This is a genomic window from Paenibacillus sp. GCM10023252 (assembly GCF_042653305.1).
Lineage (GTDB): Bacteria > Bacillota > Bacilli > Paenibacillales > Paenibacillaceae > Pristimantibacillus.
Genome location: NZ_JBHSHW010000012.1, coordinates 37,518 through 48,061, shown reverse-complemented (window position 1 = coordinate 48,061; position 10,544 = coordinate 37,518). Strand labels below are relative to the sequence as shown.

Here is a 10,544-nt window from a genome sequence, read left to right as displayed (position 1 = left end):
TTTCCGAATGTTATCCCAGTCTTACAGGCAGGTTACCTACGTGTTACTCACCCGTCCGCCGCTAAGTTTCAGAGGTGCAAGCACCTCATCAACTCCGCTCGACTTGCATGTATTAGGCACGCCGCCAGCGTTCGTCCTGAGCCAGGATCAAACTCTCCATAATGGTTTGTTTGTAGCTCTTAAAGACTTGCTAGCTTTATTGCTTTCCGATCTTTCGATCGGGGCAGTTTCACTCGTTGTTCAGTTTTCAAGGAACAATTTCTCGTTCATTTCTTGTGTGTGTCAGCCGTGTGTTTCTCAGCGGCGACAAGAAATAATATATCACAGGTGCCTAGTTTAATGCAAGTACTTTTTTTAAAAAAGTTTCGAATAACATAATTCGCTATCTCAACTTAATCGTACTGCCTCAAAAGCGGCGAGTTCTAATTTATCATAGCACGCAAAAAGAAGTCAAGGATTAAAACAAACCCTCGACTTCTTAAGATCATTGTTGACGATGTACTCCAGCTGCTTCATATATATTGCCTATTATGTGGATGGGCACGTCAGCTTCCTTCGTGACTCCATTCTTATATTCAACTGCGAACTGGAGCCGGTAAGTTCCTCTCTTCATCCCTTGTGTCAGCGAAGTCCATCTTGAATCGAACAATTCCTTCGAATACATCCGTGCAATGCTTGTTAGGTCCAGCGTTGCCGATGTTAAGATCTTCTTGCCATCCATTCCTGCAGCATCTAATGTAACGGTTACTTCCTTCACCGGTGCAGCAGCTGTCCTCGCCTTAACGATCATAATCTCTCCGGAATAGAAATCCTTAGGATGGTTAGCCGTCTCATGACCAAGCTTCGTATGAATCTTAAGCCAATCTGCTGTATGATCCACCCCTGCTTCCAATGTTAGAGGAAGAACGGTTATGACATGAGTCGACGTTGCACTTGCTCTGCCATCGGTAATCGTCATTATTACTCTATAATTCCCTGGCGATACCTTCGGAAGTATCGGACCTGCGGATGTATACGGATATGAACTGCTGAAGCTGGAATGGCTTATGTGGCCTGAGGGGTCGGTAATCTCGTAAGCCGTGGTGAGCTTATCTCGGTCAGGGTCAGTTATGGTATGGGATAACGTTAACGTATCTCCCTCATACACCGGCTTAGGAAGCCAATCAAAATCACCTGCAGGCGGACGATTGTTCACGACCTGATAGGTTCGAGTTGCCTTCTCTACATTGCCATTAGGCGTGCGTGCTGTCCACTCGAACACATAACTGCCATCAGGAACAGCAGACACAATGGCTCCCACGCCCCAATCCTGCTCCCCTACTCCTGCAGTTGCGGTTACTTGTCCTGTTAAGTTGACTGACTTCTGGTACGGCGTTCCCCGGAACATGACGACACTTACCTCATGCGGATACTCCGTAGTCAACCCCTTAATAGTTATCGGCTCGCCTGCTACGAGCTCGGACACGTTGGCGGATGCTCCGCGATCTACCTGTCCAGTGAGCTGAATAGGAGTACGCACTGTCACGGTGAAATTCTCATAAGCCGTCGTTCCTGCTGAGCCCTCCGCTGTAATTCGATAGTTATAGGTTCCATCTGGAGCGGTAGAAGGAATATTAGATGTTACAGGGTCCCAGCTAATATCACTGCCGCTCTTCACCCCAGTAAAGTAGGGAATCAGCTTATTAATGTGAGAACTCATCTGATGCCTCAGGGTAAGCGAGTACGGATATCTTGTCCACAAGTCATACGCCTCTATCTTCTCAGACGCCGGCACACCGGTTAGCTTGAAGTAAGGATCAACCGCTCTTAGCTTAGCCTTAAGCTGTGGCGGAGGTGAAGATGAGAGAGTGAAGTCGAGCAAGAATGGAACAGACCAAGCCCCTTCGACATCTCTGACGACATACTCCAAGTGGTAGGTTCCATACGTAAGCTCCGATGGAATGGCGGTATACACCTGCCCGCTTCCCGTCTCTGTGAGCTTAATCTTACGATCAACAATACCCTTGGTAGCATGTAAGAACTGATGATCTAGGTCGTACGATTTATCTACCCAGGAGGTATGATAGAAGTTGCCGTTAGCATTGTAGGTCCAGTCCAGCTCAGCTAATGCTATCGGGATCCGATGAACGACGACACCTAGCTTGGCTTCGTTGGATTCATAATTATACTTGGCGAACTTCGAATCGCTTGATGGCTGATCCTCCAGTTTTCTATAGAAGTCATATCGGCCAACCTTGTTGAACGTTTTGCTTGTTATGGTAGCACTTGTGTAGCCGGCCGGTGTATAGGTTGCTGCTGCGGAAGAATCTTGGCCCATCGTATTCTCGAAATAACCGGAGTCATGAACGAGCTGCATGACTTCATTCCGCATGGGGTCTTGTTCGTCATCGACCTCAGCCGTGTATAGATTAACCGTATCTCCGAGCTCCCTTAGCACAGAAGATGCCGTATGATTTTTCTCACCAATATAGTTCGTCACCTCCCCCATCAGCTGGTCGATTCCCTTATTATTCAGGATGAAGGACTCTATTGGAATTCCAAGATTGGTTACATGGGTACGAAGTGCTTCAGGCCCGACTAGTATGAGCCCCCCTTGATTGGTTCGCATCACATGCTGCAAGTCACCTGCGTCCTTAACATTACCGTCACTGACGTACACCACATACTTGTCACTGTCTACACGGAAGAAGCTGTTCTTATAAGGCTGTCTAACATTCTTGTAGATGGTTCCAGAGTAGAAGCCGGTCCACTTGTCATACCAGTTAATATCCGGTACCCACACTTGTACGGTCTTATTGAGGGTTCCTGAATAATTAGCTGTCCAGTCCTGCCAGCAATCCCCGTTAGACTCGCAGCCCTCACCTGTCTTGTAGAAGCCGCTCTTCCCGATGCTGCCGCTGTAACCGTCCTTGTTGACCGATTGAGTCGCTGGACACAGATTGTCATCCGACCAGGAGCCTCCCTTAGGCTTCGTCTTATGATTACTGCACGTATCCGTGAACGTCTTACTCTCCTGCTTGGACTCGAACTTGCCGTCATCTTGAGGATAAGGAGCATTGCTCGCACTTGATAAGCTAAGTGTCCCGCTATATCCATTGGAGCTATAGCTAGTTGAGCTAGGCGGGTAAGAGCTGCCTGACACCTCGCTTGTCGTCGCTGGTGAACTGTACGTATAGGTCTTCATATCCCAATTCTCTACTACTGGGTCAAGAGCATAGTCACGCAGATCATTATTGAGATTGACCTTGTTCCCGTTCACATAATCAGTCCTGCTCTGGGCCAGGTTGCCGTCTAGCAAGAGGAATGCATCTACCTTAGGGCGCTTAAGAGGCTCGTCCATGTAGAGATCGGCGAACGGCTGCAGGTTGTCTACAACAAAGTATTCCGTCTGCTTGTTATCCTTATGGAAGTCTCCGCCTGTGAACTCCGGGTAATACTCTTGATTCGTTCCCTCAATGGCGTAAGCCCTCAGCTCGTAGTTGCCAAGCTTGTCCGCAGGAACGCGATACGAAGCAATGTCTCCTGTAAGCTTCTCAATGAATGTCTCCGCTGTTCCATCGTTATTCTTATCGTAATACACATCAATGTACTTATCTGAGATATAGTCTCCATCAATGGAATCCACCTCATAGTCCAGCCCTATCACTCCGCCTCGCACGGCTGCCGAATCATAAGGATGAAGGATGATAGCTGGCTTCTGATCAGGCATAATCTCGAATTCGATTCGGTATGGATCGGAGACTCGGCCTAATGAATTACTGGAAGTAAGCTGCAAGTAATACCGTCCAGGCTTGCTATATTGGAACGCTTGGTGCAGGTCTGTATCCGTCTTAATGTGAAGATCTGAATTGCTGCTCGTATCAAGTGCTCCGAATTCCCATTCATAGCTCATCGGATAGGTTTTGGTAACGAACTGATCATTCGCATCCGGAGTGTCAGATTGGTTTGCGGCGGACATTTTACGATTTTCCTTGAACGGACCATCTAAGGTATAGAAGGCGTTAGGCTTCGTATTGTGGATATATGTCCAACGATAATTGAGAGAGGGAGCCCCATCATCCGTGACGTAGTCGATCTGGATATAATGCCAGCCTACGCCATCCTCGCCGAAGACATAATTCCCGTTGAAAAAAGTATCCGCATCGACGACTTGTCCGTCTATCCTTACGGTTCGCTCTGCAATCTTGCTCATATCGGTGTAGTCCTTAGCTGGGAATTGTACGATATCGAACCACTCCAAGGGCAGATCAGCATTAGGCTCGACTGGTTGGGGAGGAACCTTGCCCTTGTGCGAGACATTGACTGTCTGAGAATACGTATCCGTCTCATAAGGCGACTTAACCGTCTGGTCAATCTTGAAGCTATGGGAATCACCTGAAGGATTGGTATCTCCCGCTTGGCTGAAGAACGGCTGCATGAATGCGAACAAGTTCGTCTGGACTTCATCGTCGTTGATATGGCCTTCGCTTCTATAGTAGGTGAAGGTCTGATGGGATCCTCCCGATAATTCGGTAATCTTAAGGTTGTATTGATTAATCGTCTTCCCCTTGGATAGATCGCCATAGTTGATGCTGCTATCTGCAAAGTCAGCGAATTGAGTGAAGGAGATTGACTTCTGCACCTCGAACAGCGACTTGATGCCATCACCGCATTTTGTGCTGAAGCTTGCTATGAACGGTGCGCTGGACAGCTGCTTTTTGCCCCTGAAGTAGTTAGCAGTCACTTCAACGCTGCCTTCATATTGCTTAGTGGCTTGGTTGATAGCGCTGATTGGAATGTTCACTCTAATAGTAGCCTTGCCCATGTTCGCATTGACTGGAGCTGTCACGGTCTGCCCAAGCACCTTGAAGGTCCAGCCGCTCAAGTCACCGCTGTTGTAATAACTCATTCGCTCAATCGGATCGAGTGAGCTGTCATCTAAGTTGGCATTCACATTTAGGGTAATTGGCACCGATGTTCCTTTGCCATCATAGCAAGGTGTGATCGCTTCAGCCTTGGATTGCACCTTGAGCGTTGCTGGCTCCTTATCCTCAATGCGGTCAACTCGGAAGGTTTGTTGGTAGATGTTATCATTGGAGGTCAGGTGCCACATGACACCCGCTCCGTCGCTTAGCAATGATGGTTGTTGTTGTAGGTACATGTAGTGGAGAGGCAGCTTGCCTGCGATTTTAGTCTCAGCGGGGTAGTTGATTGCGTTTGGGAAATTGAAGCCTAGGGATGTTGTTACTAATTGATTTATTCGGTGGCTTTCAGGTTGATCTATTTCGCCACTGTTACTAAAAATTCCTGCTACTTGATTATTCATCGGATAACTTATAATGCTCTTAATGGTGTCCCAGGGATGATAAATCCAACGTTTTGGACCTGGAGGATTTGGTGTACTTGCATCATTTATAAAAATCTCATTACTTTGAAGCTTTCCTTCGTAAGTATAGCCAAGATAGCGATATTCCCCATTACCATTACGGTTTTGTTCTGCATCATAATCCACAAAATTTCCTTTTGACCGGTTGATGGAGTTTGGATCATTGGGATTGGTTTGCCAGCCTATTCGAAATTGGTTACCAGATACAGATTTAGGACCACCATATGTGATCAGACCATAAGCAGAGTATATTTTTATGTCGAAGGTTTTCCCTGAAATGCTACATGGAGGAAAATTTGCTGGAACTCCTTTTGCCCCACAGCTGTTAGTCATATTTGCTGCATAACTAGTGATTGGGATAGTAATAGCTCCCACTTGTATGCTCAGGATGAATAGCAATAAGTAAGGTAAAATAGCTTTCAATTGTCTCATTCTAAGCTCCTTTAGTTTTTTCCGACAGTATAAAGCTAACATTATTAATTGTATTACCTGTCTTTGAACCCACAGTAAGTAAGTAAACACCAAGATCTTTTGAATAATTGGACTCAATGCTTTTTTCTTGCATCTTTTTAGCGGCGGTTTCCATCTCAGAAAGAATTAGTTTTCCTTGTGTTTCGCCTAGTAAATACACGAAGAAATCTTCAAATGATTTCTCCTGCCTTCTCCAACTGTCATTATCTTTAATATATATAGATGCCGCATATGAATTATTTGAAGGGAAAACGGATAAAGAGGCTTCATACTTAAATATTTCGAATGAGTTTTTTCTTGATAGGTAATACTCCTTAGCTTCTTTATCTTTAAACATCCTGATAGCAGTAGAGTTTAAAGAGGATAGTTCTTTGGAATTCTTAGAACCAATCTCAACGAATTTGTCATAGGCTAATTTCATTTTGTTGGTTGCCAAAATTTCAACTCTTTTGTACATATTGAAATAAATTGGAGCAATAACATGAGGGACGTTTGTTAAATCAATTTTCACTGGCTTTCTTTTGGTCGAATCATTTAACCTTTGGATGATAGTTAATGCTTCGGCACGCGTGACAAGTTTACCTACACCAAAATACTTTGTATCATAACCACTCATAATTCCCTTGGTCATCGTTTCGCCAGCATACTTTTTACCGTTATCGTCAAGCTTGGGTATATCTTTGTATCCCCAAGTAGCACGCCTTGAATAGCTCTCCTCTTCCGTAAACTCAATGCTATTCAGAGTATGAAAAATAATCCTAGCCGCTTCTTCCCGCTTAACATTGGCCTTGTAGTTGTAGAACTTCTCAGCAAACACTAGAAAAATTTCGTTAGCCACATCTATATAGGTCTGAGCCCAATAACCTTTGGCTGCAGGCTGGAAGTTCCAGTATCCGAACTTCTCGGAGTACGCTCTCTGATCCAAGGGATCAAACCGATTCCAGACCTTCTCCTTCCAGAAGACGGGGAGCTTTTCGTATTTGGTTTTTTCCGTAAGGGACATGATTAAGATCTTGATGAATTCATCGACCTGAATCGGGTCATCGGGGCGGAAGGTGCCATCCGAATAGCCATTCAGAATGCCGGTCCCCGCCATCGACTCAATCGTGCTCTTCGCCCAATGCTTCGATATATCCTTGAATATCGGCTTATCTGCCGCTGCAGTCTTAGGCACACCAGCTTGTAAACCTAACGATGATCCTGCCACCACTAATACAAGTATCATCCGTACTAACTTACTTCTCATGGAGCTCGCTATGTTCATATTCATTCTTCGTCCAACCTCTCTCAGTCTGCGACATTATTTCCCAATATTCTACCATCCTCTGACACATTGCGACACCATTAATTTACAGATGTATTCCCTCCTATTCATCGTAAAATATAAAAAAGCACCCGCTCAGAATCGTAAATAACGATCCTAAGCAGGTGCTTCCTGCGAACTATCCATGGGTGGAACTTATATCCAAATTATATAAGCAGCGCAGCAATAATGCAATGCTATATGGCAATATTCTTGTAGCGCAATTCAAGATTATCCATCTGGCCTGCGGAAGCCATCACTGCAACCTCACGTATATAGCTGCGCTTCACGAGCTTCTGCAGAATCAAGGATAGATCGACATGCAAATGCTCAATGAGAGGATGCCTCTGCAGCTCGGCTATACTCCAAGGCTCTTCTCTAGAGGCAAGGATATCAAGCAATAGGGTGCAGCAGCTGCGCATCTTGTTCATCACCGCGAATTCACAAGCAAGCATGACCAGCTTAACCCTCTGCTCCAGTGTCTCTGGACTTACGGTAAGTTCTTCATATAGCTTGTAGATGCCGGGATCGAATCTTCTCATCTGCCTCCAGACGGTCAGTTCCGGATGCTGTCCTTCTTCAATCAACGCGATATGCGCCCAGTGATGCAGTGCTGCGAGAATATGGCTATGGGCATCAAGCAGATGACGATCTTGAAGTTCATGCTTGGCTTGCAGATAGGTCCGCAGGAATCCTGCGAATTCAACGAACTGCTTCTGATCACGAAGTGTCTTCGGATAGGCCATAATCCGCACTCGCAAGTTCTCCAGGTAGCCGTCGCGATCCATCATAATCTCCCCCCGCACAATCCACCTAATAATGCTTCGGTTCTCTCCGCTAGCTAATAACCGTTCCATCTCCACTGGATCCATCGTACGAATGAGGATTCTGTCACCGTTCACTCGAACATGTTCAATGCCTTCTGCCACTGTGCCCTGCTTAGCGACGACGAGCACCAGAAGATCCAGTCCTTCAATCAACGGATTGTAAGGATACGGATTACTTACGGCAGCTACACTGATAACCCCTGACTGTGATTCATATTTCTTCATGAAAAATTGCTTAATCTGTTCCACATATGCCTCCGTATAGCTTCTCAAAAAAAATTGGGCTATAATAATAGTCTACGGTACTTTTCTAGTTCGACAACCGTCTGGTACTTTCCTGCCTAGGAAGCAGAAAACGGTGTCGATTTATTTTAATTAAGTCTATGGTCACGGGAAGGAATTAGGACATGAACCAAAAAGGACTAAACCGAATATTTTTTAAGTCTGCAAAAATTAACGAGTTTCGGTTGTGGGGATTGATTTTCACACTGGCGGGTATGGGTATTATGATACTCGGCACAGCCGGTATCGTACTATGGGGACAGACGGGCAAGATTGTGGCCGGCATCTTCATGGTGTTCGGGATGATCTCTCTCCTGCTCAGCGTCGGAGTCTACTTCTGGGCTGGTATGATGTCGACAACTGCAACGATGCTGCAATGTCCGGAATGCGGTAAGCCGACCAAGATGCTTGGCAAGACCGATCGGTGTATGTTCTGCCGAACGATGCTAACCCTTGATCCAGCGCAAGCAACGGATCTGCCGGCAGCAGAGTCTGCGAAGCAATAACAACGAAAAAAAACACCTCCTGGCGCCCAATGATGGATGCTTGGAGGTGTTTTTAATACTACTGACTATACAACTGCCTAAGGCCGCTTCTTCAGAGCCTGATCAATCGTCTTCCATATGCTGTCGGTCTGGAATGAACGCGCCCACGTCGCCGCCCCTGCCAGCTGATACTTATGAACAAGTGCTACTCTCGCCTGCATCGACCGATCGTCCTCTATCCATATGCGATTCCGCGTGCCAGACTCCGTATACTCCACGTAATTCTGCCCCGCCTCTTCATCGAAGACCGGCTTCAGCTTCTTAGCTGCCACAATCTCCTTCACCCGGTTCATGCTGACCGACTTAGAGCTCACCTTAAGCTTGCCCTCCGCATCCTGCTGCTCTGTCCATATCCGGGTATAGAGAGGCATGCTGAGAATAATCTTGCTCGGGGGAACGTCGTCCTCCTCTAGAATTCGAGTCAGTGACCGCTCGGTCCACCCAAGGGATGCCACAGAGCCCGCCTTCGGGCTGGATGCCCAGTGCTCATCATATGCCATGACCATCATATAATCCACGATACTGCCAAGTGCCTTGCGATCCAGGAACAGCGACCACAGCTCACTGTTCGACTTCGGCGTTACATCAATAGATACGACTAGTCCCTGCTCATGCAGCAGCGGAGTAAGCTCCCGAACGAACTGAACGAGCTCCTCTCGATCCGCGGTGAGCACATTCTCGAAGTCCAAGTTAATCCCTTGCAAGTTATACAGCTCCGCATAGGCAAGCAATTGCTGAATCATCTTGAACCGAGTATCTGCTGAAGCCAGTGCCTTCGTCGTTCGCTCCGTCTCGAAGCCGTTGCTGAACAGCGCCCATACCTGCATCCCCCGCCCATGTGCCCACTTCACATAACCTGGATCCGCCTTACTCTTAATCTTGCCCTCTCCGTCCTGAAGCTCGAACCAAGTAGGACTAACGACGTTCACGCCTTCGAGAGCCCCGATGTCTGCCACCTTCGGATTCCGCTCATAGACCGCTTCCCATGTCATATTAATCTTCGTGCCCAGCACCTTCCATGCGACAAAAGGCTGCTCACGCTTCGGCTGCGGTACTTGATCTACGCTCGTCAGCGTGACGGAATCCTTCTTCACATACCCGGGATGGCCATCTGGACCTTGCGCCTCGTACCAGCCATTCTTCTCTCCCCAGATCTTGAGCGCCGCGCCTGTGTTGACTTGCTCTATAATTGGTGCACGAATGGTCGGCTCCGAACGAACAGCAGTCCCATCATCCCCCTCTGACACAGCCATAGGCAAGGAATGACCTGCCATTCGCAAGGTGATCATTCCGGAATTCGCAGCCATCTCTGCCTTCAGGCCGTAGAGCTCCTCAAGTGGAGTGATAGGAATATAAGCCTCTCCGTCCTTAACCTCAGCGCCAATCGTCAAGTCGTACGTCTGCTGATTCATCTTCGCAGTCAGGGAGTTCGTACTCAGTCTCAGCACCTTGTCCACTGTCGTAAGTATAATCGTCCCGCTGCTTGGCTCGTACACAATCGGCATCGCTTGTCCGAAGGACTGCTCCAACACGGAGAAGGGCAGCTTAATCTCACCATTCTCGAGAATAGCCCCTTGCTGCTGCACCGCCCCTTCAACTACGATTGGATGGGCATGTTCATATTGTGGAGTCAGCTTCTTGTAGCTTGGTATATAGAGATAATAGCCTATAGCAATAGTCGCAGTCATAGCTAGTAGAGCAAGCATCAGCAGCATCAATCTGGCAACGCTCCACCTTCGCCTAGGAGTTCT

At 47.1% G+C, this 10,544-nt stretch carries 5 protein-coding genes and 1 rRNA gene; 1 reads left to right on the top strand and 5 read right to left on the bottom strand.

What is annotated here, in order from left to right; genetic code table 11:
• The 4 genes from ACFO9Q_RS10140 to ACFO9Q_RS10125 form a co-directional block, all read right to left on the bottom strand.
• Positions 1-163 (bottom strand): 16S ribosomal RNA (locus ACFO9Q_RS10140); the annotation flags it as partial.
• Between the two features lie 321 nt (positions 164-484).
• Complete coding sequence (locus ACFO9Q_RS10135; RefSeq protein ID WP_379181439.1) at positions 485-5,698, bottom strand: Athe_2463 domain-containing protein; 5,214 nt, start codon at positions 5,696-5,698, stop codon at positions 485-487.
• A 100-nt stretch (positions 5,699-5,798) separates the two neighbouring features.
• Complete coding sequence (locus tag ACFO9Q_RS10130) at positions 5,799-7,106, bottom strand: S-layer homology domain-containing protein (RefSeq protein WP_379181429.1); 1,308 nt, start codon at positions 7,104-7,106, stop codon at positions 5,799-5,801.
• A 230-nt stretch (positions 7,107-7,336) separates the two neighbouring features.
• Positions 7,337-8,215, bottom strand: a complete 879-nt coding sequence (locus tag ACFO9Q_RS10125) for a nucleotidyltransferase-like protein (protein WP_379181427.1) — start codon at positions 8,213-8,215, stop codon at positions 7,337-7,339.
• Positions 8,216-8,397: 182 nt separating this feature from the next.
• Here ACFO9Q_RS10125 and ACFO9Q_RS10120 point away from each other — a divergent pair, with 182 nt between their 5' ends.
• On the top strand, positions 8,398-8,754 hold the full coding sequence (locus ACFO9Q_RS10120; protein WP_379181437.1) for a YgzB family protein: 357 nt from the start codon (positions 8,398-8,400) through the stop codon (positions 8,752-8,754).
• 77 nt (positions 8,755-8,831) lie between these two features.
• On the opposite strand, the gene ACFO9Q_RS10115 is transcribed toward ACFO9Q_RS10120, so the two are convergent.
• Positions 8,832-10,508: a glycosyl hydrolase family 18 protein gene (locus ACFO9Q_RS10115; protein WP_379181435.1), complete on the bottom strand. Its 1,677-nt coding sequence runs from the start codon at positions 10,506-10,508 to the stop codon at positions 8,832-8,834.
• Positions 10,509-10,544: the final 36 nt, after the last annotated feature.